Source organism: Variovorax sp. Soil_C_12 (assembly GCF_057657375.1).
In genome coordinates this window covers 616964-642097 of the sequence record NZ_JBDGIO010000001.1, presented here as the reverse complement: position 1 = coordinate 642097, position 25134 = coordinate 616964, and the positions used below count along the sequence as shown (strand labels likewise).

The following is a 25134-nucleotide window of genomic DNA, read 5'->3' as shown; positions in this document are numbered from 1 at the left end:
GTACACCGAATGAGTCTTCTGCAAGTCCGCAACCTGATGGTCGAGTTCCCGCATCGCCGAGGCACGCTGCGCGCGCTGGACGACATCAGCTTCGAGATCGCGCCGGGCGAGATCCTGGGCGTGGTGGGCGAGTCGGGTGCGGGCAAGTCCCTGACCGGCGCGGCCATCATCGGCCTCTTGGAGCCGCCCGGGCGCGTGGCCGCCGGGCAGATCGTGCTGGAAGGCCAGCGCATCGACAACCTGGGCCACGAGGCCATGCGCCACATTCGCGGGCGCAAGATCGGCGCCATCTTCCAGGACCCGCTGACCTCCCTCAATCCGCTCTACACCATCGGCCGGCAGCTGACCGAGACCATCCGCACCCACCTACCTGTGGGCGAGGAGGAAGCGCGCCGCCGCGCCATTGGCCTGCTGCAGGACACTGGCATCCCCGGCGCCGCGCAGCGCATCGACCACTACCCGCACCAGTTCTCCGGCGGCATGCGCCAGCGGGTGGTGATTGCCCTGGCGCTGGCCGCGGAGCCCAAGCTGATCGTGGCGGACGAGCCCACCACCGCGCTGGACGTCTCGATCCAGGCGCAGATCATCACGCTGCTCAAGCGCATCTGCAAAGAGCGCGGCGCGGCGGTGATGTTGATCACCCATGACATGGGCGTGATCGCCGAGACCTGCGACCGCGTGGCCGTGATGTACGCGGGCCGCATCGCCGAGATCGGCCCGGTGCAGGAGGTGATCCACCAGCCCGCGCATCCCTACACCTCGGGCCTGATGGCCGCCATCCCCGACATGACGATGGACCGCGAACGCCTCAACCAGATCGACGGCGCCATGCCGCGCCTGAACGCCATTCCGCGCGGCTGCGCCTACAACCCGCGCTGCCCGCGCGTCTTCGACCGCTGCCTGGTCGAGCGACCCGACCTGCTCAACGCCGGCGCGACCCGGGCCGCATGCTGGCTGCACGATGCGCACAGCACGTCATCGGTCGATGGGATCGCAGCATGAGCGCATTGGTCGTAGCCCAGGATCTGGCCAAGGTCTTCGACGTTTCCCCGCCCTGGCTCAACCGTGTGCTCGAACGCAAGCCGCGCTTGTTGCTGCACGCGGTGGACGGTGTGAGCTTCTCCATCGAGCGCGGCAAGACCCTGGCCCTGGTCGGCGAATCCGGCTGCGGCAAGAGCACCGTCGCGCGCCTGCTGGTGGGCCTGTACGAGCCCACCCGCGGCGGCATGCACTTCGATGGCCAGGACGCTCATGCCGCCTTCAAGAGTGCCGAGGGCCGCAAGCTGCGCCGCCGCATCCAGATGATCTTCCAGGATCCCTATGCCAGCCTCAACCCGCGCTGGCTGGTGGAGGACATCGTCGGCGAGCCCCTGCGCGAGCACGAGATCCTGAAGGAAGGCCCCGCGCTGAAGGCGCGCGTCGGCGAACTGCTGCAGTCCGTCGGCCTCAGCCCGCTGGACATGGTCAAGTATCCCCACCAGTTCTCCGGCGGCCAGCGCCAGCGCATCTCCATCGCCCGGGCCCTGGCCACTCAGCCCGAGTTCCTGGTGTGCGACGAGCCCACCTCCGCGCTGGACGTCAGCGTGCAGGCCCAGGTCCTCAACATCATGAAGGACCTGCAGCGCGAGCGCGGCCTGACCTATCTCTTCATTTCGCACAACCTCGCAGTTGTGCGCCATGTGGCCGACCAGGTCGGCGTGATGTACCTCGGGCGGCTGGTGGAGGTGGCGGACAAGGCCAAGCTCTTCGAGGCGCCGCAGCATCCCTACACGCGCATGCTGCTGGAGGCCATCCCCAAGATGAAGCACGCGGGCGATGCGCGCACCCCGGTGCAGGGCGAGGTCCCCAACCCGCTCAACCCGCCCACCGGCTGCACCTTCCATCCGCGCTGCCCGCATGCCAATGCGCGCTGCAAGGCCGAGCGCCCGCCGCTGCAGATGCTGCGCGGCGTGCAGGTGGCCTGCCACGCCGTCGAGGAAGGCAGGATCTGAGAGCGGCGCCTACTGCTCTTCGCTCCAGGCAAACCCATCGCGCGCGATCATCGCGCTCGACGCGCTGGGCCCCCAGGTGCCCGCTGCGTAGGGGCGCGGCGGGCCATCCGAGGCCCAGCTGTCGATCAGCGGCTCGACCCAGCGCCAGGCTTCTTCCTGCTCGTCGCTGCGCACGAAAAGGTTGAGCCGGCCGTCGATCACATCGAGCAGCAGGCGCTCGTAGGCGCCCACGCGTTCGGAGCCGAAGCGCTTGTCGAAGTCGAGATCCAGCTGAACCGGTGCCAACTGCGGCCCGGCGTAGCGGGGACCGTTGCCGCTGCGCTGATGGCGACCGTCCTGCGCCTGCGCGAGCATGTGCAGCTCCAGGCCGTCCCGGGGCTGCAGGTTGATCACCAGCTTGTTGAAGGCGTTGGTCGGCGCCCGGAAAATCGCGTGCGGCGTCGGCTTGAAGTTGACCGTGATGTGTGCATCGCGCGAGGCCAGCCGCTTGCCGGTGCGGATGTAGAGCGGCACGCCGGCCCAGCGCCAGTTGGCGATCTCGGTGCGCAGCGCAACGAAGGTCTCGGTGCGGCTTTCGGGGTCGACGCCCGGCTCGTCGCGGTAGCCCGGCACGCGCTCGCCGTAGGCCGTGCCGGCGGCGTACTGCCCGCGGATCGCGTGCAGCCCGATGGATTCCGCCGTCCACGGCTTGAGCGCGCGCAGCACCTTGAGCTTCTCGTCGCGGATGGCGTCGGCATGGGCGTTGATCGGCGGCTCCATGCCAATGGCGCAGACCAGCTGCAGCGCGTGGTTCTGCACCATGTCGCGCAGCGCCCCGGTCTGGTCGTAGAAGGCGCCGCGCTTCTCGACACCCAGGTCCTCGGCGATCGTGATCTCGATGTTGGCGATGTGCTCGCGGCGCCAGATCGGCTCGAACAGCGCGTTGCCGAAGCGCATCGCGAACAGGTTCTGCACCGAGGGCTTGCCCAGGTAGTGGTCGATGCGGAACACCTGGTGCTCGGCCAGTACCTTGCACACCGCCTTGTTGATGGCGCGGTTGGAGGCCAGGTCGTGGCCCAGCGGCTTCTCGAGCACCACGCGCGTCTTGGGGCCGTTGAGCCCGGCCGCGGCTATTTGCTCCACCACCTGCGTGAAAAGAGCCGGCGCGGTGGCGAGGTACATCACGACCGTGCTCGCGTCGCGCTGCTTGAGGAGGTCGGCAAGCTTCGCGTAGTCCTGCGCCCTCGACAGGTCCATGCGCAGGTAGTACAGCATGGAGGCGAACTTCTTGAACTCCTCCGGGCTCGGCCGTTTGGCGCCCTCGACCGCCGCGAAGCGCGACTGGATCAGCTCGCGGTAGCCGTCGTCGGACAGCTCGTCGCGCGCCACGCCGATGATGCGGCCGTCCTCGGGCAGGCTGCCGTGACGGAAGGCCTGGAACAGTGCCGGCATCAGCTTGCGCCATGCAAGGTCGCCGGTACCGCCAAAGAGGACGAGATCGAAACTCATGGATAAGAACCCGTGTTGTCGTGGTGATGTTTCGCGCTTGAAGCCCGCCTGCGAATGTTAACGGACGCTGTCGCGCCGGCGACTTCGCTTAAGCTTCGGGCCGGTCCCCCGGGACCTTTTTGTTTTTGAACGAGCAGGCATGAAGAACGTTGTGTTCGATCTCGGCGCGGTGCTGCTGAGCTGGGAGCCGGTGTCGCTGGTGCATGCGGTGCTGGCGCCGCACACGCCCACGGCGCAGGCCGCGCACGCCTTGGCGCGCGAGATGTTCCATCACGAGGACTGGCTGGGCTTCGACCGCGGCACGCACAGCCTGGAGGACGCCATCGGGCGCATGGCGCTGCGCCTGTCGCTGCCGGCGGATCGGCTCAGCACCACGCTGGCGCCGATGGGCGAGCGCCTGGAGCCGATCGCAGTCACCATCGAGCTGCTGGCCGAGCTGCGCGCGCGCCGCGACGCCGGCGAGGCGCTCAGGCTCTACTACCTGTCGAACATGCCGGTGCCCTATGCGCGCGTGCTCGAGCAGCGCCATGCCTTCTTCGACTGGTTTGACGGCGGCATCTTCTCGGGCGACGTCCGCATGATCAAGCCGCAGCCCGAGATCTACGAGCTGCTCGCCGCGCGTTATGGCCTGCAGGCTGCGGAGACGGTGTTCATCGACGACTCGGCCGCCAACGTGTTGGCGGCGCGGTCGCTCGGCTGGCAGGCCATCCACTGCGAGGCGCCGAGCGCGCTGCCGGCGCAGCTGGCGCCCTATCTGCCGGTGCGCTCGACCTTGTCGACCTCGAAGCCCAGCGAGCGCGCGTAGTCGAGCTCGGCCTGCAGCGCGGCGTCTTCCAGCCGCGGCGCGCGCGACAGCACCCACAGGCACTTGCGGTCCGGCGTGCCGACCAGCGCGACCTGGTAGTCCCGGTCGAGCCTGAGGATCCAGTAGTCGCCCCACACCATGGGAAGCCAGCGCAGCCACTCCGGTGCGAAGCACACCTCCAGCCGGCCGGCGCCGGGCTGCCCGGCGACCGGTGCGACGCGCGCCACGCCGCTCGACTCCTCGAAGCGGCCGTCCGGCAGGATGCAGCGGTTGAGCACCTGCAGGCCGCTGCCGTCCTCCATCAGCGTGTATTCGGCCGTGACCGGGCCGGTGCAGCGTTTCTCGAAACGGTTGGGCAGGCGCGCCTGCTCGTGCCACAGGCCCACGTAGCGTTGCAGGTCGACCGGGGCGACCACCTGCAGGGGCGCGCGCATCAGCGGCGCACCGTCGGCCGGGCCGGCCAGGCGCGCGGAGCGCGCGGTGCGGGCAGTGTTAAAGGCCAGGAGGGTCAGCGCGCCGCCGACGCAGAAGGCCGTGGCGAGGGTGCCGATCGACGCGCTGTGGACGCGGTCGTCGAAGACGACGCGGGGTCGCGATTCGGGCGGATGGCGGCGGGACATGAGCATTCCTTCGAGTCGGTCGAAGCCCGACCGTAGCCGCGGGGGCTCTCCCGCTTCGTCAGCCGGGGACCACACGAACTGTAGTTTTGCGGCGGGATAATGGCTGCATGAACCAACTCGATGCCCTTCGACAGTGGACCACCGTGGTGGCCGACACCGGCGATTTCCGCCAGCTGGCCCAGTTCAAGCCCCAGGACGCGACCACCAATCCGTCCCTCATCCTCAAGGCGGTGCAGAAGGCCGAGTACCGGCCGCTGCTCGACGAGGCGGTGAAGAAGCATGGCCAGCTGGCGACCGACGAGATCATCGACCGCCTCCTGGTGCGCTTCGGCACCGAGATCCTCTCGCTCATCCCGGGCCGGGTGTCCACCGAGGTGGATGCGCGCCTCAGCTTCGACACCGCCGCCACCGTGGCGCGGGCCGAGCGCATCGTGGCGCTCTACCGTGCCGAGGACGTCGACACCGAGAAGCGCGTGCTGATCAAGATCGCCGCCACGTGGGAAGGCATCGAGGCGGCGCGCCAGCTGGAGCAGAAGGGCATCCACACCAACCTCACGCTGCTCTTCTCCTTCGCGCAGGCGGTGGCTTGCGGCGCGGCGGGCGTGCAGCTGATCTCGCCCTTCGTCGGCCGCATCTACGACTGGCACAAGAAGGCGGCCGGCAGCACCTGGGACGAAGCGGCCCGCGCGGGCGCCAACGACCCCGGCGTCCAGTCGGTGCGCCAGATCTTCGACTACTACAAGAAGCACGGCATCCGCACCGAGGTGATGGGCGCGAGCTTCCGCAACGTGGGCCAGATCGCCGCGCTGGCGGGCTGCGACCTGCTGACCATCAGCCCCGAACTCCTGGGCGAGCTCGCCGCCAGCGAGGCGCCGCTGGCGCACGCGCTGGACGCGGACGCCGCGCGGGCGCTCGACATCCCGAAGCTGGTGCTCGACGAGCCGGCCTTTCGCTTCGCCCTCAACGAGGACGCGATGGCCACCGAGAAGCTGGCCGAGGGCATCCGCGCCTTCGCGGCCGACGCGGTCAAGCTGGAAAAACTGATGGAGGAGGTCGCATGACACGAACACGCAGCGATCGCACCCCGGCGTGGGGCCGGCTCCAGGCGCATTACGACACGGCCGGCCGCAGCTTCGACCTGCGCCAGGCCTTTGCCGGCGATCCGCAGCGCTTCGGCGCCTTCAGCCAGTCGGCGCCGCATCTCTTCGCCGACCTGTCCAAGAACCTGATCGACGCGAAGACCGAGGAACTGCTGCTGACGCTGGCGCGCGAGGCCGGCCTCGAGGCGCATCGCGACGCCATGTTCGCGGGCGAGCACATCAACGCAACCGAGGACCGCGCGGTGCTCCACACGCTGCTGCGCGCGCCGGCCTCGATGACCGTGCCGCCCTCGCTGGCGGGTGAGCTGGCCCAGGTGCACTCCACGCTCGACGCCATGCTGGCCTATGCCGAGCGGGTGCGCGCCGACCACACCATCACCGACGTCGTCAACATCGGCATCGGCGGCTCGGACCTGGGGCCCCAGATGGTGGTGCGCGCCCTCGATGCCGACGTGGCGCCGGGCAAGCGCTTCCATTTCGTCTCCAACGTCGACGGCCACGAACTCGCCGGGGTGCTGCGCAGCCTGGCGCCCGAGCACACGCTGTTCCTGGTCGCTTCCAAGACCTTCACCACGGCCGAGACAATGGCCAACGCGCATTCGGCCAAGCGCTGGTTCGAACAGTCCGGCAACGTCAACATCGCGCATCATTTCGCCGCGCTCACCACCAACGTCGAGGCGGCGCGCGCCTTCGGCATCGAGACCACTTTCGGCTTCTGGGACTGGGTGGGCGGGCGCTATTCGCTGTGGTCCTCCATCGGGCTGCCGATCGCCCTGGCCATCGGCCCCGAGGGCTTCCGCCGCCTGCTGGCCGGCGCCCACGCGATGGACGAGCATTTCCGAACCGCCCCGCTGGCGCAGAACCTGCCTGTGCGCCTGGGGCTGCTCGACGTGTGGTACCGCAACTTCCACCGCTTCACCAGCCGCAGCATTGCGCCGTACCACAGCGCGCTGCAGCGCCTGCCGGCCTACCTGCAGCAGCTCGAGATGGAGAGCAACGGCAAGCAGGTCGACGCCAGCGGCACCGCACTGCCGCTGGGCACCTCGCCGGTGCTGTGGGGCGAGCCCGGCACCAACGGGCAGCATGCCTATTTTCAGATGCTGCACCAGGGCACGGACGTGATTCCGCTGGAGTTCATTGCCGTGCGCGAGCCGGCGCACGACCTGGAAGGCCACCAGCCCAAGCTGCTGGCCAATGCGCTCGCGCAGGCCCAGGCCCTGATGGTCGGCAAGCAGGACGCCGGCGGCCACCGCAACTTCCCGGGCAACCGGCCGAGCAGCTTCTTCGTCTTCGACCAGCTGAACCCGGAGGTCCTGGGCGCCTTCCTCGCGATGTACGAGCACCGGGTGTTCACCAGCGGCGCGCTGTGGGGGATCAACAGCTTCGACCAGTGGGGAGTGGAGCTCGGCAAGGTGCTGGCCAAGGACATCGAACCACGGCTGGCTTCGGGTGACACCGCGGGGCTGGATGCCTCCACCGCCGGCCTGCTGGCCCGGTTGCGCTAGCCGCACGTCGTCATCAAAAGCCGGCGGACCGCCCCTTATGATGGCCGCGGGAGTTTTCCCGTGGGAACTATCAAGAGGAGCTGTTCGATGAATTTTCAAGAAGCCGTCAAGACCTGCTTCAGCAAGTACGTGGACTTCAGCGGCCGCGCCTCGCGGTCCGAGTACTGGTGGTTCGTGCTGGCCTATGTGATCGTCGCGATCGTGGCCGGCTTCATTCACGAGATCGTCTATGGCCTCGTCATCCTTGCCTTCCTGCTGCCGATGCTGTCGGCCGGCGCGCGCCGCCTGCACGACATCGGCAAGAGCGGGTGGTGGCTGCTGCTGGGCCTGATCCCGCTGGTGAACCTGGTGCTGCTGTACTTCGCGGTGCAGCCGAGCCAGCCCGAGAGCAACGAATACGGCTCACCGCCACTCGCCGTTGCCTGAGGTCTTCAATCGCCCAATGAAAAAACCCCGCGGCTCGCGCCGCGGGGTTTTTTGTTGGCTGAAGCGCCAGGCTGATTACATGCCCATGCCGCCCATGCCACCCATGCCGCCCATGTCGGGCATGCCGCCGCCGGCAGGCGATTCGTCCTTCGGCGCTTCGGCGACCATGGCTTCGGTCGTCAGCAGCAGTGAAGACACGGAAGCGGCGTTCTGCAGCGCGGTGCGGGTCACCTTGGTCGGGTCCAGGATGCCCATCTCGAGCATGTCGCCGTAGGTGTCGTTCTGCGCATTGAAGCCGTAATTGCCCTTGCCGGCCAGCACCGCGTTCACCACCACGCTGGCTTCGCCGCCGGCGTTGAACACGATCTCGCGCAGCGGCGCTTCGATGGCCTTGAGCACCAGGCGGATGCCGGCGTCCTGGTCAGCGTTGTCGCCCTTGACCTTGTCGCCCAGGGCCTGCTTGGCGCGCAGCAGCGCCACGCCGCCGCCGGCCACCACGCCTTCTTCCACTGCCGCGCGGGTGGCGTGCAGGGCGTCTTCGACGCGGGCCTTCTTTTCCTTCATCTCGACTTCGGTGGCGGCACCGACCTTGATCACCGCCACGCCGCCGGCCAGCTTGGCCACGCGCTCTTGCAGCTTCTCGCGGTCGTAGTCGCTGGTGGCTTCCTCGATCTGCACGCGGATCTGCTTCACGCGCGCTTCGATGTCGCCTGCAGCGCCGGCGCCGTCGATGAGGATGGTGTTTTCCTTGCCCACTTCGATGCGCTTGGCCTGGCCGAGGTCAGCCAGCGTCACCTTCTCGAGCGTCAGGCCCACTTCTTCGGCGATGACCTTGCCGCCCGTCAGGATGGCGATGTCTTCCAGCATGGCCTTGCGGCGGTCGCCGAAGCCAGGCGCCTTGACGGCCACGACCTTCAGGATGCCGCGGATGGTGTTGACCACCAGCGTTGCCAGGGCTTCGCCTTCGACTTCTTCGGCGATGATCAGCAGCGGACGGCCGGCCTTGGCCACTTGCTCCAGCGTGGGCAGCAGGTCGCGGATGTTGCTGATCTTCTTGTCGAACAGCAGCACGAACGGGTTCTCGAGGATCGCGCTCTGCTTTTCGGGGTTGTTGATGAAGTAGGGCGACAGGTAGCCGCGGTCGAACTGCATGCCTTCGACGACTTCCAGCTCGCTGTCGAGCGACTTGCCGTCTTCGACGGTGATCACGCCTTCCTTGCCGACCTTGTCCATCGCGTCAGCGATGATCTTGCCGATGGTCTCGTCGCTGTTGGCCGAGATCGAGCCGACCTGCGCGATTTCCTTCGAGGTGGTGGTGGCCTTCGAGGCCTTCTTCAGCTCTTCGACCAGGGCGGTGACCGCCTTGTCGATGCCGCGCTTCAGGTCCATCGGGTTCATGCCCGCGGCCACGTACTTGAAGCCTTCGCGAACGATGGCCTGAGCCAGCACGGTCGCGGTGGTGGTGCCGTCACCGGCGTTGTCCGAGGTCTTGGAGGCCACTTCCTTCACGAGCTGGGCGCCCATGTTCTGGAGCTTGTCCTTGAGCTCGATTTCCTTGGCGACCGACACGCCGTCCTTGGTCACGGTGGGGGCGCCGAAGGAGCGCTCGAGCACCACGTTGCGGCCCTTGGGGCCCAGGGTCACCTTGACCGCGTTGGCCAGGATGTTCACGCCTTCGACCATGCGCGCGCGGGCCTCGCCGCCGAACACTACGTCTTTTGCTGCCATGAGATATCTCCGAAAAAAATGTTGATCCAGTCAGTTGGGGACAGAGCAGCGATCGCTTCGCGCTCGACTGGTCTGTCCCGCAAAATCACTTCGCTTCAACGACCGCGAACAGGTCGTCTTCCTTCATGACCAGCAGTTCGTCGCCATCGACCTTGACGGTCTGGCCACTGTACTTGCCGAACAGGACGCGGTCGCCGACCTTGACGCTCATGGCAGCCAGTTCGCCCTTGTCGGTCTTCTTGCCAGGACCGACGGCCAGCACTTCACCCTGGTCGGGCTTCTCGGCGGCGTTGTCGGGGATCACGATGCCCGAGGCGGTCTTGGTTTCGCTTTCAATGCGCTTGACGATCACGCGATCGTGCAAAGGACGAAGTTTCATTGCATCTCCTGAATAAGAAACGGGGTTCTGGTTCGGGCTGCGGCCTGATGGCCGCCTGCCCAGCCACTGGAAGCGGGTGTTGTTAGCACTCCTCTTCAGCGAGTGCTAATGATAAGGGCAATTCTGACGCTTTCAAGCGGGCGAGGGCGCGGCGCGCTTGCAAGTTGTCGGTTCTTGAGGAGCGACCACTGGACATTCGTGAAGGCGCCACCTAACTTTCGGAGGGCGGCCGCTGAGCTGTTTTACAGTGGGGCGGCCGGCCTGACCGGGAGACCATCATGACGACAACGATTGCGCAACAGGTTTGCCTCCAGCTCGACAGCCGATTGACCGCGGCTGAAGCCGTGCTGGCGACTGGCGGCATGGCATCCCCCGTTCTCGTGGCGGTCGTCGCCGAGTTTCGGCGGAAGTTTGCGAAAACGCGGCCTGCGGTGGAAGGCGACGCTGCCCCCGGTCAACGCGAGGCCGTATTCGAGCTCGAACAGGCGGCCGATAGCGCCAAGTGGGCGGCTTTGGCAGACCCGGCTGCGTCCGAGCAGGTCAAGCTGGCGGTCGTCGCCGCGCACGACTCGATCTGCTGGTTCAAGGCGACCGGCGGCCTGCTGGACCGGGAGTACGCCGAACAAGACCCGCTCGCCTCCTAACCCGAAGCGGCGTCGACCGACAGCGAACAAGGCTCTCGCAAGCCGGCCGCCCGGCGCGCCCGCTCCAGCAGCTCCGCGGCGCCGTCGACATCCGCGGCCACACCGTAGACGATGTGGTCGGGACGCACCAGCGCCGCGCCGCAGCCTTGGGCCTCGAACCAGCGGGCGAGCATGCCGTCGGCCTCGGCCAAGCCGAGCAGGCCCTCGATGCCATTGGCCTCATGCAGGCAGACGGCCTTGGCATCGAGTGCTTCCAGGCCGCTTCGCAACGTCCGCAATTGAGCCGGCGCGGGGGTCTCGCGCAGGAACAGCAGGAAGCCGCGCGGCAGGAGGTCGTCCATCATCTCCGCGGCGCCATGGCCGTCGATCCTGCCCACTGCTTGCGGGAACGGCGTCCCGGCGGCGTCGTGGCCGGGTTCGACCAGGCCGTGGCGCACGCCGGGCAGCAGGCTTTGCCGCAGCTGCACCCGGACCTTGCCGCCTTGCTGCGCCCGCAGGCCCTGGTCGCGCTGCGCGGCGCGCGCGGGATCGCGCTCGCAGATGATCTGGCCCAGGCGCTTGACGGTGCGGGTGGTTTCCTCGACCTGGGGGCCGCGCTCCGTGCCGTAGCTGTCCAGCAGCGACTCGGGGGCTTCGCCGCGCAGCACCCAGTCCAGCTTCCAGGCCAGGTTGGTCGCATCGCGCAGGCCCTGGCACATGCCCTGGGCGAGGAAGGGCGGCATCTGGTGCGCCGCATCGCCGGCGAGCAGCACGCGTCCCCGGCGCCAGGGGTCGAGGACCACGGCGTGGAAGCGATAGGTCGCGGCGCGCCAGATGCGCGCCTCGTGCGGGGCCAGCCAGGGCGCCAGCAGCTTCCAGATCGCCTCGTGCGGCATGTCGCGCTGCCCCGTCTCGTGCGGCAGCAGCAGGAACTCCCAGCGCCGGTGCGTGCCGGGCCCCACCACGTAGGTGCAGGGCCGGGCCGGGTTGCAGTACTGGATGTTGGTGGCCGGCAGGCGCTCGAGCACGTCCTCGTCGATGTGCATGTCGATCACCACCCAGGGCTCGTCGAAGTCCAGGCTCTTGAGCTGCAGCCCGAGCTGCTTGCGCGCGGGGCTGGTTCCACCGTCGCAGGCGATCACATAGCGCGCGCGGACCTCGCCCGAGCTGCCGGTCGGCGCGCGCACGGACAGCCGCACGTGCTCGCCGTCGTCCTCCAGCGAGCCGACTTCATGGCCCAGGTGGACCGACACGGAAGGCATCAGCCCCACGGCACGGCGCAGCGACGCCTCGAGGGCCGGCTGGTTGAAGGTATAGGACGGTGCCCAGGCCAGCGGGTAGGGCGAGGGCCCCATGTCGAAGTGCTGGATCGGCTCGCCGTCCGCGCCCTGGTAGATCGTGGGGCGGTAGGGCGTCATGTGCGGCGCCAGCGCCCCGGCGATGCCGATCTCCTGGAAGGTGCGCATCGCCTCGTGGTCCAGGGCGAAGGCGCGCGGCAGCGGATAGATCTGCTGCGACTTGTCGAACACGGCCACGCGCCGGCCGCGCCGGCCGAGCAATGCCGCCAGTGTGGCGCCGACGGGGCCGAAGCCGACGATGGCCACCTCCACAGGGGGGCCGGGAATGGGATTCATTGGGCGGTCTCCGAATGCAGAAATGTAAAATTGTGCATAAAAATAATAATTTGCGCACCAAGGGTTCCTCCGGATGCCGGCCGGCGGGCTGCTGCTGAAAAATGCACAAAATCGAAGTTATGCATTTAAAGGAGACATCCATGCCGATGATGAAAGCCGCGCGACTGCACAAGGTCGGCGCCCCGATGGAGATCGAGCAACTGCCCATCCCCCAGCCCGCCGCCAACGACGTGCAAGTGCGGGTGCATGCGTGCGGCATCGTGCCGAACCTGGGCAACATCCTGGCGAACTGGACCACCTGGTTCCCCGAGCTGCCGCTGCCGCCGCTGCCAGCGGTCTTCGGGCTGGACCCGGCCGGCGAGGTGACGGCGGTCGGCTCCCACGTCCACACCTGGAAGCCCGGCGACCGCGTGTACGTGAACCCGAGCCTGTACTGCGGCGGCTGTCGCTCCTGCCGCAACGGCGACCTGATCAACTGCACGCACTACGCCTTCAGCGGCTACTTCGGCTTCTCGCAGAACTCCCTCAAGCTCTACAAGAACTACCCGTACGGCGGCCTCTCCGAGTACATGATCGCGCCGCAATACGCGCTGGTGAAGCTCCCCGACAACGTCAGCTTCAACCAGGCGGCGCGCTTCGGCTACCTGGGCACGATGTACTCGGCCATGCGCAAGGCGAAGGTGGGGCCCGGCCGCAGCGTCCTGATCAATGGCATCAGCGGCACGCTGGGCCTCGGCGGCGCGCTGTTCGGCCTGGCCATGGGCGCCACGCGCATCCTCGGCACCGGACGCAACATGGAACTGCTGGAGCGTGTGAAGGCGTTGGCGCCGGATCGCATCGAGGTGTTCTCGAACGCGAACGGCGAGGCCATCGACGCATGGGCCAAGGCGCGCACCGACGGCCTGGGCGTGGACACCTTCATCGACGCGCTGGGCCCGGGTGCGCCGCACGAGACCATGCAGCAGGGCATCCGTGCGCTCAAGCGCGGCGGCCGCGCCTTCAACATCGGCGCCATCGCCGGCATGGTCGGGATGGACCTGCACACCATGATGGACGAGCAGCAGAGCATCGAGGGCTCGGCCTGGTTCACCGCGGGCGAAGGCCAGGACATGGCCGACATGGCCGAGGCCGGAACGCTGGACCTGTCGATCTTCGAGCATGTCTGCTATCCGCTGGACCGCGTGAACGAGGCCATCTCGGGCATCGCCACCCGCAACGGCGGCTTCAGCAACTTCGTCATCAACCCCTGAGCGAGGCCCGCCATGAAGATCCGACGAGTGGTAACGGGCACGGGCCCGGATGGCAAGGCGGTCGTGATGTCGGACGGGCCGGCGCCGCGTGCGGGCGCGTTCGAGACCGTGCCGGGCTTCGCCAACGCGCTCCTGTGGGCGACCGAGGCCTGCGATGCCGTCGGCGCCGGTGCGCCGGCCGATCGCACGGTGGACGTGGGTTTCGTGCCCGGTGCCGGCGGCACCCGGCTGATGACGGTCGTGTTCCCGCCCGATGCCGTGATGATGCGTGCCGACTTCGACGCGGCCGCGTTCGGCGCCGAGTTCGCGCAGCGGATCCCGGGCCTGGCCGAGAAGTTCGAGCCCGAGCACCCGGGCATGCACACCACCGACAGCATCGACTACGACATCGTGCTGGACGGCGAGATCACGCTGGAGCTCGACGACGGCGTGCAGGTGCCGCTGCGCCGCCACGACGTGGTCGTGCAGCACGGCAACCGGCATGCGTGGCGCAACCTGTCCGACCGGCCGGCGACGATGCTCTTCGTGCTGGTCGGCGCCCCGCGAAGGAGCTAGCGCCATGCATGGCAGCGAAGGGACGGACTACACCCCCACACTCGTCGAGCAGGCCTTCGGGCGCCTGCGCCAGGACGTGCTGGCGGGGACCCACGCCGCCGGCGCGAAGCTCAAGCTCGATGAACTGCAGAACGCCTATGGCTTTTCCAGCAGCCCCTTGCGCGAGGCCTTGAGCCGGCTCGCCCAGGAAGGCCTGGTGCGCGCCGACGAGCGCCGGGGCTTCCGCGTCGCGGCGATCTCCGCCGAGGATCTGGCCGATATCACCCGCATGCGGGTGATGCTGGACGTGCCGGCACTGCGGGAAGCGATCGGCCATGGCGACGACGCCTGGGAGGCCGCGATCCTGGCCGCCTACCACCGCCTGGAGAAGGCCGAATCGCGCCTCGGCGATGGGCCGGTGGTCCTGGACGACAGCTGGAGCGAGCTGCACCGGGCCTTCCATCTCGCGCTGATCGCGTCCTGTCCCTCGGAGCGCCAGCGCGCCTGGAGCGCGAGCCTGTTCGACCAGGCCGAGCGCTACCGGCGCTTCTCGGCGCGCTTTCGCACGACGGGGCGCCGCAAGTCGAACGAGCACCGGAAGATCATGGAGGCGACCCTGCGGCGCGACGTCGACACCGCGTGTGCGCTGCTGGAGGAACACATCCTCGGCACGCAGCGCAACGTGCAGGCGGCTTTGAATGCAGCCGAGGCCTGATGGCCTGTTCGCACGCCTCACCCGGCGGCGAGTGAGCGCCGCTCAGCCGTTGCGGAACAAAAAGCTGTAGGCATTCAGCGCCGGCACGCCGCCCAGGTGCGCATAGAGCACCTTCGAGCCGGGCTCGAACTCCCCGCGGCGCACCTTGTCGATCATCCCGTGCATGGACTTGCCCTCGTACACCGGGTCGGTCAGCATGCCCTCCTGGCGCGCGCACAGGCGGATGGCTTCCAGCGTGCCCTCGTTGGGCAGGCCGTATTCGGGGCCACCGTAGCGGGTGTCGAGCACCACGTCCTCGTCCTTGATGTCCTGGCCCAGCTCCACCAGTGCGGCGGTGTTGCGCGCAATGCGCAGGATCTGCTGGCGCGTCTGCTCCGGCTTGGCGGATGCGTCGATGCCGATGACCCGCTGCGCGCGCCCGTCGGCCGCGAAGCCGACCACCATGCCGGCCTGCGTGCTGCCGGTGACGGAGCAGACCACGATGTAGTCGAACTTGAAGCCGAGCGCGGCCTCCTGCTCGCGCACCTCCTCGGCGAAGCCGACGAAGCCCAGGCCGCCGTAGGGATGCTCGGAGCAGCCCGCGGGGATGGGGAAGGGCTTGCCGCCCGCGCGGCGCACGTCCTCCATGGCCTGTTCCCAGCTCGGCCGGATGCCGATGTCGAAGCCTGCCGCGTCCAGCCGCACGTCGGCGCCCAGGATGCGCGACATCTCGATGTTGCCCACGCGGTCGTAGACGGCGTCCGAGTAGTTGACCCAGTTCTCCTGCACCAGCACGCACTTCATGCCCAGGTGGGCCGCGACGGCGGCGACCTGGCGCGTCTGGTTGGACTGGATGCCGCCGATGGACACCAGCGTGTCGCAGCCCTGCGCAAGTGCCTCGGGGATCAGGTACTCCAGCTTGCGCGTCTTGTTGCCGCCGAACGCGAGGCCGCTGTTGCAATCCTCGCGCTTGGCGTAGAGCTCGACCTTGCCGCCGAGGTGCGCGCTCAGGCGCTTCAGCGGCTGGATCGGCGTCGGGCCGAAGGTCAGGGGATGGCGGGGGAAGCGCTTCAGTTGCATGGCAGTGATCCTCGATGTGGTGACGCCTGCATCGTAGGAAAAATGCGCGTTCACAGGGTTGCGAATATCGATCTATTTACGCACGATCGAGCATCGATGATCGATTCATGAAGGGTTGAATTGCACAATGGCCACATCCCGCGCAACAAAAGTTCGTCCTCGCCCTGAGTCGCCTGCCTCACCCCCACCCGCGCTCGATCGCACCGACAAGGCGATCCTGCGGGCGCTGCAAACCGACGCGTCCATCTCCAACGTGGCGCTGGCCGACAAGGTCCACCTGAGCCCGCCGGCCTGCCTGCGCCGCGTCGATCGCCTCAAGCGCGCGGGGCTGATCGATGCGACGGTGGCGCTCCTGAATCCCCAGGCGCTCGGCGCCGGCATGCTGGTGATGATCGGCGTGGTGCTCGATCGCTCGACGCCGGAGTCCTTCAGCGCCTTCGAGAAGGCCGCGGCGAAGATCTCCGGCTGCATGGAATGCCATGTCGTGACCGGCGAGTTCGACTACTTCATGCTCGTGCGCACGCGCGACGGCGAGAGCTTCAACCGCCTGCACGCCGAGCAGCTGCTCTACCTGCCGGGCGTGCGCCAGATCCGGTCCTTCATCGTGCTCAAGCAGGTGCTCTCGACGACGCAGATCCCCCTGTGATCAGGAACACCTTCACCACCGTAGCGCCCTGCCGCCTGCTCGTTTTTCTAGAGCTGGTCCGTCGGAACGAACCATGAGAACAACAGCAGCTGCAGGCGCGTGAGGAGGCTCGAGTCGGGCTCGTCGTCGAGCACCTCGTTGACCTCGTCGCCGGTGCCCACCCATTGCACGTTCCGGCCGTCGGGCTTGAGGACCACGCGGTAGACGCCTTCCAGGTGGTCCAGCGAATAGGCGAACAGCAGGGCCTGCGCGAGCTCGAAGCTGCGCACCTTCACGCCGAACTCGGTGTTGAGCCGCTCCGAGCGGGGATCGAGGTTCATCGAGCCCAGCAGCACCCATTCGCGGTCGAGCAGGGCCAGCTTGGCATGCAGCCGCCCGCGCGCCTGGCGCAGCAGGCGGCGCATCTGCGCGCTGCGCTTGAGCTGGCGGGTGCTGACCTCGAGCAGCTCAACGCCTTCCTGCAGCATCGCGACGCGAAAGCGGTTGTAGTTGATGTTGACCAGCGGCTCGTCGCTGTCGGCCAGCGAGTTGGTGACCACCGTGATGCGGATGCCGCGCGCGCGGGCCGCGCGGATGCGCGCCATGCCTTCGTCGCCGGGTATGAAGTAGGGCGATATCACCAGCACCTGCGATTGCGCCGTAGTGCCCAGCGTCGAGTGGAACTGCTGGGCCAGCGTCCAGGTGCCGGGTGGGCGGGTGCCCAGGGCCTTGTTGGGGCTGTCGGCGAGCGCGTGGGCGTCGGCGCGCATCCAGTGCAGCTCGCCGCGGGCCAGCTGCGCGGCCAGGCGCGGCTCGCCGAAGATGTCGGTGTCGGGCGGTGTATCGGGCCGCGGCGCCTCGCGCTCGGAAGTGGCGGCGTCGAAGGCCGCGACCAGCGCTTCCTGGCGCTGCGCCGAGCGCACCACGCGCTGCAGCGGGTAGACCACGTCGCTGTTCCAGTAGCTGTCGAAGAAGCGCGCTGACTCGGGCACCACCGGGCCGGCCATCAGCAGCTCGAAGTCGATGAAGTTCGCGAGCTCGCTGCGCAGGAAGTACTCGTCCGCCAGGTTGCGGCCGCCCGCGATCGCCAGGGCGCCATCGGCGATGAAGAGCTTGTTGTGCATGCGGTGGTTGAGCCGCCGGAAGTCGGTGAAGAAGTCCAGCCAGCGCGTGGTCATGTGCTCGCGCCCGTTCGCGAAGGGATTGAAGAGGCGCACCTGCGCCTTCGGCTCGGCCGCCAGCGCCAGCAGCAGGGGGTCGAGGCCCGCGGTATGGAAGTCGTCCAGCAGCAGGCGCACCCGCACCCCGCGGCGGGCCGCGTCGCGCAGCTCGCGCAGGATCAGCCGGCCGGTCTTGTCGTTGCCGAGCTGGTAGGTCTGCACGTCCAGCGAGGCCTGGGCGCGGCGAATCAGCTCGAGCCTGGCGTCCAGGGCGAAGTTGGCCTGCGGCAGCGGGCGCACCGCGGAGAGCCCGTCGGCCGCGCCGCGGATGGGGGCGGTCACGCGGCCGAGCTCGGTGTCGGTGGAGGCCGGGATTGCCGCCTCGGGCGCCAGCGTTTCGGGCGGCGGCAGGCTGGCGCAGCCGGCGGCAAAACAGGCGAGGGCGATCGCGGCCCAGCGCTGGAGCAGCAGCAAGGTGCGGACAAGGACGGGGGCCACGGGAGTCATCGCGCTGCGCCGCGGGGAGGGCGCATCGCATCGTAGTGCAGCGGCAACGGCCGAAAACGCAGGCGAATCGAGGGGAAATGGTTTCAAAGTAGAACAATCAACTACTAGAATGCGAATCACTCTCAATAACAATCGGGACGGAGAATTGACTTCCAGCTTTTCCGGGCGGCGAAAGGCCGCCACGCTTTTGGCAGGGTACATGGCCTTTACCGCGTCATCGACGGTGTTTGCGCAGACCGGCAGCGGCGGCGCCCTGCCCGAGGTGCGCGTCGATGCGAACGCGGAGAAAGAGACCGCCACCACCCCCGTGATCGGCTACCGCGCGAAAAACGCCGCCACCGCGACCAAGACCGACACTCCGCTCGCGGAAACGCCGCAGGCGGTGACGGTGGTCACGCGCGACCAGATCGTCGACCAGGGCGCCACCAACCTGCAGGACGCGCTCAACTACGCGGCCGGCGTGCGTTCGGACGCCTACGGCCTCGATGCGCGCACCGACTCGGTCCGCGTGCGCGGCGCCTATCCCGACGTCTACCTCGACGGCCTGCGCCAGGCCTACGGCTACTACACCAGCACCACCCGCACCGAGCCCTACACGCTGGAGCGCCTCGAAGTGCTGCGCGGGCCCTCAGGCATGCTGTTCGGGTCGGGTACCGCGGCCGGCATCGTCAACATGGTGAGCAAGCGGCCGCTGCAGGAGACCCAGCGTGAAGTGGGCGTGCAGCTGGGCAGCTGGAATCGCCGCCAGCTCCAGGCCGACCTGACCGGTCCACTGACGGCCGACGGCCAGTGGTCCTACCGCCTGATCGCGGTCGCGCGCGAGGCCGACACCCAGGTCGACTTCGTGCCGGACGACCGCCGGCTGATCGCGCCCTCGCTGACCTGGCGCCCGAACGCCGCCACCTCGCTCACGCTGCAGGGCCTCTACCAGAAGGACAAGAGCGGCACGACCTCGCAGTTCTTCCCGTGGGAGGGCACGATCCTGCCGAACCCGAACGGCCGCCTGCCGACCAGCCGCTTCATCGGCGAGCCCGGCGACCACTACGACAGCGAACGCAAGACTTTCGGCTGGCTGTTCGAGCACAAGTTCAACGAGAACTTCACCTTCCGCCAGAACTTCCGCCACTCGGAGAACGAGAACGACAACAGCTACCACTACGGCGATTCCTTCTCGATCGCCGGCGGCTGGGGCGCGGACCCGATCTTCAAGCGCCGCATCGGCCGTTTCCTCGACAGCTACCTCACACGCAACCGCATCGACACGCTGGACAACCATCTCGAAAGCCATTTCGCCACCGGCGCGCTGAAGCACACGCTGCTGATCGGCGCCGACTACTCGCACCAGCGCGAGAACGTCTGGGGTGCCACCACCTACAGCGAGATCGACGCCTATGCACCGCTGTACGGCAACCGGGTGGAGCCCGAGCGCGAGGCGTTCCCGCGCACCAAGCAGCGCGCGACCGGCGTCTACATCCAGGACCAGATCAAGCTGGACCGATGGAACTTCATCGCCGGCCTGCGGCGCGATCGCGTGGTCTCGGGCGCAGAAGGCAGCGAGGACGCCACGAACAGCGCGACCAGCAAGCGTTTCGGCGTGCTCTACGCCTTCCCCTCGGGCTGGTCGCCTTACGTCAGCTACGCCGAATCCTTCACGCCCCAGTCACCGCAGCAAGGTCAGGTGTTCAGGCCGCTGCAAGGCGAGCAGTGGGAGGTCGGCGTGAAGTACGAGCCGGCCGGGCGCAGCATGGCGTTCAGCGCCGCCGCGTACGACCTGCGCGAGAAGAATCAGATCGCACAGCCGATCCCCAACGTCTACACGCAGCTTGGCCAGACCAAGACCCGCGGCCTCGAGCTCGAGGCCAGGGGCTCGATCACGCCCAACCTCGACGTGACGGCGCACTACAACTACACCGATCTCGACCCGCAGATCGAAGGCTTGCCGCGCCACCAGGCCGCGGTGTGGGCCAAGTACCGCTTCGCGATCGCAGGTGTGCCGGGCTTCTCGGCCGGCGCGGGCGTGCGCTACATGGGCTCCTTCCGCGACGTGTCCTTCGGCGGCTACGGCCCCCGCATCCCCAGCGTCGCGCTGCTGGACCTGGTGCTCGCCTACGAGACCGCGAAGTGGCGCTATGCGCTCAACATCAACAACGCGACGGACAAGGCGTATTTCAGCACCTGCCTCGCGCGCGGCGACTGCTGGTGGGGCACGCGCCGCAATGTCGTGGCCAGCGCCACGTACCGCTTCTAGACCGGAGGAATCCCCGCGATGAACGACAGCCGAAGAATCAAGGCCTGGGCGTGGGTACACAAGTGGAGTAGCCTGGTCTGCACGGTCTTCATGCTGCTGCTGTGCATCACCGGGCTGCCGCTGATCTTTCACCACGAGATCGGCCACCTCCTGGGCACCGAGGTCGACGCGCCCAAGATGCCGGCCGGCACGCCGCGCGCCAGCCTCGACCGCGTGATCGCGACGGCGCATGCGCTGCATCCCGAGCGCGTGGTGCAGTTCGTGTCGCAGCCGGAGGACGACGACGGCCTCTGGTTCGTCACCCTCACGCCCACGCCGGCGCCCACCGACGACTTCAAGTCGGTGGCGGTCGACGCGCGCACCGGCCAGGTGCTGGCGCAGCCCAAGTTCGACGAGGGCTTCATGTGGGTGATGCTCAAGCTGCACGTGGACCTGTTCGCCGGGCTGCCTGGCAAGCTGTTCCTGGGCTTCATGGGCCTGCTGCTGCTGGTGGCCATCGTCAGCGGCGTGGTGCTCTACGCGCCCTTCATGCGCAAGCTGGACTTCGGCACCGTGCGGCGCGAGCGCCGGCAGCGCCTCAAGTGGCTGGACCTGCACAACCTGCTGGGCATCGTGACCTTGGTGTGGGCCTTCACGGTGGGCGCCACCGGCATGATCAACACCTGGGCCGACCTGGTGATCAAGTACTGGCAGTACGACCAGCTGAGTGCGCTGCTTGCTCCCTACAAGGGCCAGCCCGAGACGCCGAAGGCCGAGCGCGGCTCGGTGCAGCGTTCGCTCGAAGTTGCGCTCGAGCGCGCGCCGGGGATGAAGGTCAGCTTCATCGCCTTCCCGGGCACGGCCTTCTCCAGCCCGCACCACAACACGGTCTTCCTGCGCGGCAGCGAGCCATTCACCTCGCGCCTGCTGCAGCCGGTGCTGGTCGATGCCAAGACCGCCCAGGTGACCGCCAGTCCGCAACTGCCTTGGTACCTCACGGCTCTGCTGGTCTCGCAGCCGCTGCACTTCGGCGACTATGGCGGCATGCCGATGCAGATCCTCTGGGCCCTGCTGGACATCGCCACCATCATCGTGCTGGGCAGCGGCCTCTACCTGTGGCTCAAGCGCGGCAAGGCCGTGCCTGCCGCGGCGCCAGGGGAAGCCTCCGCGAAGGGCGCGACGGCGGCGCCGATCGCGCGGCCGGTCGTGACGGCCAAGGCGGGGTCATGACGAAGGTCCGCCATTCTTTCTGGCACCTGTGGGGCTGGCCGATCGTGCTGGGCGTGCTCACCTCCGTCGGCCTGGTGTCGGCGCTGTTCAGCGACGGCGGCCTGGGCGATGCGGTGGCCTGGGTCGCGCTCGGCATCCCCACGGTGATTGGCTTCTGGTACGGCTGGCGGCGCCCGCGCAGCGGTCCCTAGTTTCATTGGCGCCTCCCGCGCCATAGGGTCTTGCCCGCCGCGGCGTGGCAGCGGGTGGCCGCAGAATCGCCGCGATGAAATCCCGCCTCGCCACGGCCGGCCTGCTCGCCGCCGCTTCCTGCGCCGCCCCTGCGCAGGACGCTCCATCCGCGCCCACGTTGCGGGAGGTCACCGTGTCCACCCCGCGTGGCGAAGTGCGGCCTTTCGACGTGCCGGGTTCGGTCGACCGGGTCGAGGGCAGCGAGATGCGCGATGCGCGCCTGGGTGTGAACCTCTCCGAGAGCTTGGGTTCGGTGCCTGGGCTGCAGGTCCAGAACCGCCAGAACTACGCACAGGACCTGCAGCTGTCCATCCGCGGCTTCGGCGCGCGCTCCACCTTCGGCGTGCGCGGCGTGCGCCTGTACGTGGACGGCATCCCGGCCACGTTGCCCGATGGGCAGGGCCAGACCTCCAACATCGACATCGGCTCGGCCGATCGCGTCGAGATCCTGCGCGGGCCTTTCTCGGCGCTCTACGGCAATTCCTCGGGCGGCGTGGTGCAGGTCTTCACCGAGGACGCCGAGGGGCCGCCGACCCTGGGCTTCTCGGCGGCGGGCGGCAGCTTCGGCACCTGGCGCGTCGGCAGCAAGCTCGGCGGCTCGACCGGCGCCGTCGACTACACCCTGAGCGCCAGCCGCTTCCACACCGACGGCTGGCGCGAGCACAGCGCGGCGGACCGCGAGATCCAGAACGGCAAGCTGGGCTTCCGGCTGGACGACGGCAGCAAGCTCACGCTCGTCTTCAACAGCGTGCATGTCTACGCGCAGGACCCGCTGGGCCTGTCGGCCGAGCAGTACGCCATCAACCCGCGGGGCGCCGACCTGGCGACGCAGTTCGACACGCGCAAGACGGTGGACCAGCAGCAGCTCGGCCTCAGCTACGAGCGCCGCATCGATGCTGCCAACACGCTGCGCCTGATGGTCTACGGCGGCCAGCGCAGCACCGTGCAGTTCCAGTCCATCCCGCCCTCGGCGCAACTGAACCCGCTGCATGCCGGCGGCGTGATCGACCTGGCGCGCGACTACGGCGGCGTGGACCTGCGCTGGAGCGCAAAACTGCAGCTGGCGGACCGCCCCTTCGACCTGGTCGTCGGACTGGCCTACGACAGCCTGCGCGAAGAGCGCCGCGGCTTCGAGAACTTCTTCGGCCGGGCCGCCGCGCCGCTGGCCCTGGGCGTGCAGGGCCGGCTGCGCCGCGACGAGCGCAACGAGGTGCGCAACCTCGATCCCTATGTGCAGGGCAGCTGGCGCTTCGCCGACGCATGGACGCTGGAAGCCGGCCTGCGCCGCAGCAACGTGCGCTTCTCCTCGCACGACCTCTACATCGTGGGCCCGAACCGCGACGACAGCGGTAGCGCGCGCTACGGCAAGACCCTGCCGGTGGCCTCGCTGCGCTACCAGGCCACGCCCGATCTGGCGCTCTACGCCTCGGCCGGGCGCGGCTTCGAGACGCCCACGCTCAACGAGCTGTCCTACCGGGCCGACGGCATCGGTGGGCTCAACTTCGGACTGCAGCCTTCGGTCAACACCAGCGTCGAGGTCGGCGCCAAGGCGCGCCTGGCGGGCGGCCTGCTCACCGCGGCCCTGTTCCAGACCCGCACGCGCGACGAGATCGTGACCAACACCAACGTCGGCGGCCGTGCCACCTTCCAGAACGCCGGCCGCACGAAGCGCGACGGCTTCGAGCTTGCCTGGCAGCACGAGACCGCCGATCACTGGCGCACGCAGCTGGCCTACACCTGGCTCGACGCGCGCTACCGCGATGCCTTCTGCTCGCCTTCGCCCTGCGGCTCGGGCAGCACGGTGGCGGCGGGCAACCGCATCCCCGGCATTGCCGAGCACGCGCTCTATGCCTCCTTCGGCTGGGTGCCGCCCGAGGGCTGGCGCGCCGGCGCCGAGCTGCGCGCGCTCGGCCACATCGAAGCCAACGACCGCAACACGGCTGGCGCGCCGGGCTATGCGGTGGCGGCGCTCTATGCGGGCTACGTCAAGCGCTGGGCGCAATGGGACTTCAATGCCTTCCTGCGCGTGGACAACCTTTTCGACCGGCGCTACATCGGCTCGCTGATCGTCAACGAGGGCAACGCGCGTTACTTCGAGCCCGCACCGGGACGCAGCTGGACGCTCGGCATGGGAGCGGCGTATCGTTTCTGAGTTGCGGCTGCCACGACAAGGAGCGCAAATGGCTCAGCTGGAATTCAGGGATCGACACGATGCGGGCCGGGTGCTCGCGAAGGCGCTTGCGGCCTGGCGCGGCGTGCCCGAGGTGGTGGTGCTGGCGCTGCCGCGCGGCGGCGTGCCGGTGGCCTGGGAGGTCGCCCAGGCCTTGGCGGCACCGCTCGACGTGGTGGTGGTGCGCAAGCTCGGCTTCCCCGGCCAGGAGGAGCTCGCCATGGGCGCGATCGGGCCCGGCGGCGTGCGCGTGATGTCCGATATCCCGCGCATGTGGCAGGTGTCCGATGCCGAAGTGGAGAAGGTGGTCGAACGCGAGCAGGCCGAACTGGTGCGCCGCGAACAGCTCTACCGCGGCGAGCGCGCGCCGCTGGTGCTGGCCGGGCGCGTCGCGCTCCTGGTCGACGACGGCCTCGCCACCGGCGCCAGCATGCATGCGGCCGCGCTCGCGGTGCGCGCGATGCAGGCGGGCCGCGTCGTGGTGGCGGTCCCCGTCGGCTCGAGGGAGGCCGTGCAGCTGCTGAACACGGTGGCCGACGAGGTGGTCTGCGTCCACGTGCCCGAGCCCTTCCGCGCGGTCGGCCTCTGGTACGAGGACTTCGGGCAGACCACCGACGAAGAGGTGCGCGGGCTCCTGACGAGCGACGCCTAGGCCGCCGGCAGCCCGCGCCCGGTCGAGGTGCGCTGAACGAAGGTTGAATTCTCGTTCTTTGTCGCGCCGATCTACCTGTGCCACCAAGACCTTCCTAGCATCCGCGGGTCGCCAAGACCCCCGAGGTTCAACAGCGGCGGCCAGGACTTCCGACAGGTGAGCGGAGGGCGGCGGGCCGTTGGAGCGGCACTGCTCGCGCGTGCACGCCGCACGTGTCGTCCCGACAACAACTCAACCCCTCCCATGAACAGAACGCATCGCAGCCTTTGGAATACTGCCCTAGGCGCCTGGGTGGCCGTCCCCGAGAACGCCCGCGCGCGAGGCAAGCGCAACGGTATCGCGAGGGTTTGCTCGCCCCGCCTTCGCTTGCTGGCAAGTGCTTGCCTGCTTGCCTGGGCGGCACCCTCGGCCTTCGCCTGTGTGGCGAGCGACACCGCCTCGTTGGCCAGTTGCGTTGCAAACGTGGCCACGGACG

At 68.5% G+C, this 25134-nt stretch carries 23 protein-coding genes and 1 pseudogene; 17 read left to right on the top strand and 7 right to left on the bottom strand.

The window, feature by feature from the left end; genetic code table 11:
* Positions 1-9: 9 nt before the first annotated feature.
* Positions 10-1002, top strand: a complete 993-nt coding sequence (locus AC3A6X_RS03250; RefSeq protein ID WP_487840781.1) for an ABC transporter ATP-binding protein — start codon at positions 10-12, stop codon at positions 1000-1002.
* Positions 999-1991, top strand: a complete 993-nt coding sequence (locus AC3A6X_RS03245) for an ABC transporter ATP-binding protein (protein ID WP_487840780.1) — start codon at positions 999-1001, stop codon at positions 1989-1991. The genes AC3A6X_RS03250 and AC3A6X_RS03245 overlap by 4 nt, the downstream gene beginning before the upstream one ends.
* A 9-nt stretch (positions 1992-2000) precedes the next feature.
* On the opposite strand, the gene zwf is transcribed toward AC3A6X_RS03245, so the two are convergent.
* The gene (gene zwf / locus AC3A6X_RS03240; protein WP_309964850.1) at positions 2001-3479 is read right to left on the bottom strand and encodes a glucose-6-phosphate dehydrogenase; all 1479 of its coding nucleotides are present in this window, start codon (positions 3477-3479) and stop codon (positions 2001-2003) included.
* A 139-nt stretch (positions 3480-3618) separates the two neighbouring features.
* On the opposite strand from zwf, the gene AC3A6X_RS03235 reads away from it, so the two are divergent.
* Positions 3619-4284: an HAD family hydrolase gene (locus AC3A6X_RS03235; RefSeq protein WP_487840779.1), complete on the top strand. Its 666-nt coding sequence runs from the start codon at positions 3619-3621 to the stop codon at positions 4282-4284.
* Here the strand turns inward: AC3A6X_RS03235 and AC3A6X_RS03230 are convergent.
* Entirely contained in the window at positions 4230-4904 is a 675-nt protein-coding gene (locus tag AC3A6X_RS03230; protein ID WP_487840778.1) for a lipocalin family protein, read from the bottom strand. The genes AC3A6X_RS03235 and AC3A6X_RS03230 overlap by 55 nt on opposite strands.
* Positions 4905-5011: 107 nt before the next feature.
* Here AC3A6X_RS03230 and tal point away from each other — a divergent pair, with 107 nt between their 5' ends.
* From tal to AC3A6X_RS03215, 3 genes are all read left to right on the top strand, one after another.
* The gene (gene tal, locus AC3A6X_RS03225; RefSeq protein WP_487840777.1) at positions 5012-5965 is read left to right on the top strand and encodes a transaldolase; all 954 of its coding nucleotides are present in this window, start codon (positions 5012-5014) and stop codon (positions 5963-5965) included.
* The gene (gene pgi, locus AC3A6X_RS03220) at positions 5962-7509 is read left to right on the top strand and encodes a glucose-6-phosphate isomerase (RefSeq protein WP_487840776.1); all 1548 of its coding nucleotides are present in this window, start codon (positions 5962-5964) and stop codon (positions 7507-7509) included. Before tal ends, pgi begins: the two co-directional genes overlap by 4 nt.
* A gap of 87 nt (positions 7510-7596) precedes the next feature.
* On the top strand, positions 7597-7935 hold the full coding sequence (locus tag AC3A6X_RS03215; RefSeq protein ID WP_487840775.1) for a DUF805 domain-containing protein: 339 nt from the start codon (positions 7597-7599) through the stop codon (positions 7933-7935).
* Between the two features lie 75 nt (positions 7936-8010).
* Here AC3A6X_RS03215 and groL read toward each other — a convergent pair whose 3' ends face one another.
* Both groL and groES read right to left on the bottom strand, forming a co-directional pair.
* Positions 8011-9663, bottom strand: a complete 1653-nt coding sequence (gene groL / locus AC3A6X_RS03210; protein WP_309964862.1) for a chaperonin GroEL — start codon at positions 9661-9663, stop codon at positions 8011-8013.
* An 85-nt stretch (positions 9664-9748) separates the two neighbouring features.
* The gene (gene groES / locus AC3A6X_RS03205) at positions 9749-10042 is read right to left on the bottom strand and encodes a co-chaperone GroES (RefSeq protein ID WP_487840774.1); all 294 of its coding nucleotides are present in this window, start codon (positions 10040-10042) and stop codon (positions 9749-9751) included.
* 278 nt (positions 10043-10320) lie between these two features.
* Here groES and AC3A6X_RS03200 point away from each other — a divergent pair, with 278 nt between their 5' ends.
* Entirely contained in the window at positions 10321-10686 is a 366-nt protein-coding gene (locus AC3A6X_RS03200; RefSeq protein ID WP_487840773.1) for a hypothetical protein, read from the top strand.
* Here AC3A6X_RS03200 and AC3A6X_RS03195 read toward each other — a convergent pair.
* Positions 10683-12299: a bifunctional 3-(3-hydroxy-phenyl)propionate/3-hydroxycinnamic acid hydroxylase gene (locus AC3A6X_RS03195; protein WP_487840772.1), complete on the bottom strand. Its 1617-nt coding sequence runs from the start codon at positions 12297-12299 to the stop codon at positions 10683-10685. The genes AC3A6X_RS03200 and AC3A6X_RS03195 overlap by 4 nt on opposite strands.
* A 140-nt stretch (positions 12300-12439) precedes the next feature.
* Here AC3A6X_RS03195 and AC3A6X_RS03190 point away from each other — a divergent pair, with 140 nt between their 5' ends.
* From AC3A6X_RS03190 to AC3A6X_RS03180, 3 genes are read left to right on the top strand one after another with little or no spacing between them, the layout of a single operon-like run.
* On the top strand, positions 12440-13549 hold the full coding sequence (locus AC3A6X_RS03190; RefSeq protein WP_487840771.1) for an alcohol dehydrogenase catalytic domain-containing protein: 1110 nt from the start codon (positions 12440-12442) through the stop codon (positions 13547-13549).
* Positions 13550-13561: 12 nt separating this feature from the next.
* Positions 13562-14104, top strand: coding sequence for a cupin domain-containing protein (locus AC3A6X_RS03185; RefSeq protein WP_487840770.1), 543 nt, complete (start codon positions 13562-13564; stop codon positions 14102-14104).
* Between the two features lie 4 nt (positions 14105-14108).
* Positions 14109-14798 (top strand): GntR family transcriptional regulator, encoded by a 690-nt coding sequence (locus tag AC3A6X_RS03180; RefSeq protein ID WP_487840769.1) that lies wholly within the window; start codon positions 14109-14111, stop codon positions 14796-14798.
* A gap of 42 nt (positions 14799-14840) precedes the next feature.
* On the opposite strand, the gene AC3A6X_RS03175 is transcribed toward AC3A6X_RS03180, so the two are convergent.
* Positions 14841-15857 carry a 1-aminocyclopropane-1-carboxylate deaminase gene (locus tag AC3A6X_RS03175; RefSeq protein ID WP_487840768.1) on the bottom strand — a complete coding sequence of 339 codons (1017 nt, stop codon included), beginning with the start codon at positions 15855-15857 and terminating at the stop codon, positions 14841-14843.
* A gap of 127 nt (positions 15858-15984) precedes the next feature.
* Between AC3A6X_RS03175 and AC3A6X_RS03170 the strand changes: the two genes are divergently transcribed.
* The gene (locus tag AC3A6X_RS03170) at positions 15985-16503 is read left to right on the top strand and encodes an Lrp/AsnC family transcriptional regulator (RefSeq protein ID WP_487840767.1); all 519 of its coding nucleotides are present in this window, start codon (positions 15985-15987) and stop codon (positions 16501-16503) included.
* 47 nt (positions 16504-16550) lie between these two features.
* Here AC3A6X_RS03170 and AC3A6X_RS03165 read toward each other — a convergent pair whose 3' ends face one another.
* On the bottom strand, positions 16551-18140 hold the full coding sequence (locus AC3A6X_RS03165; RefSeq protein ID WP_487840766.1) for a phospholipase D family protein: 1590 nt from the start codon (positions 18138-18140) through the stop codon (positions 16551-16553).
* A gap of 208 nt (positions 18141-18348) precedes the next feature.
* Here AC3A6X_RS03165 and AC3A6X_RS03160 point away from each other — a divergent pair, with 208 nt between their 5' ends.
* The 6 genes and pseudogenes from AC3A6X_RS03160 to AC3A6X_RS03135 form a co-directional block, all read left to right on the top strand.
* A complete protein-coding gene (locus AC3A6X_RS03160) occupies positions 18349-20397 on the top strand; it encodes a TonB-dependent siderophore receptor (protein ID WP_487840765.1) in 2049 nt (682 codons plus the stop codon).
* Positions 20398-20415: 18 nt separating this feature from the next.
* Positions 20416-21606: a PepSY-associated TM helix domain-containing protein gene (locus AC3A6X_RS03155; RefSeq protein ID WP_487840764.1), complete on the top strand. Its 1191-nt coding sequence runs from the start codon at positions 20416-20418 to the stop codon at positions 21604-21606.
* Positions 21603-21797 carry a hypothetical protein gene (locus tag AC3A6X_RS03150; protein ID WP_487840763.1) on the top strand — a complete coding sequence of 65 codons (195 nt, stop codon included), beginning with the start codon at positions 21603-21605 and terminating at the stop codon, positions 21795-21797. Before AC3A6X_RS03155 ends, AC3A6X_RS03150 begins: the two co-directional genes overlap by 4 nt.
* Positions 21798-21871: 74 nt before the next feature.
* Positions 21872-23989, top strand: a complete 2118-nt coding sequence (locus tag AC3A6X_RS03145) for a TonB-dependent receptor family protein (protein WP_487840762.1) — start codon at positions 21872-21874, stop codon at positions 23987-23989.
* A 28-nt stretch (positions 23990-24017) separates the two neighbouring features.
* Positions 24018-24659, top strand: coding sequence for a phosphoribosyltransferase (locus AC3A6X_RS03140; RefSeq protein WP_487840761.1), 642 nt, complete (start codon positions 24018-24020; stop codon positions 24657-24659).
* Between the two features lie 243 nt (positions 24660-24902).
* A pseudogene (locus AC3A6X_RS03135) lies at positions 24903-25028 on the top strand (ESPR domain-containing protein); the annotation flags it as partial.
* Positions 25029-25134 lie beyond the last annotated feature (106 nt).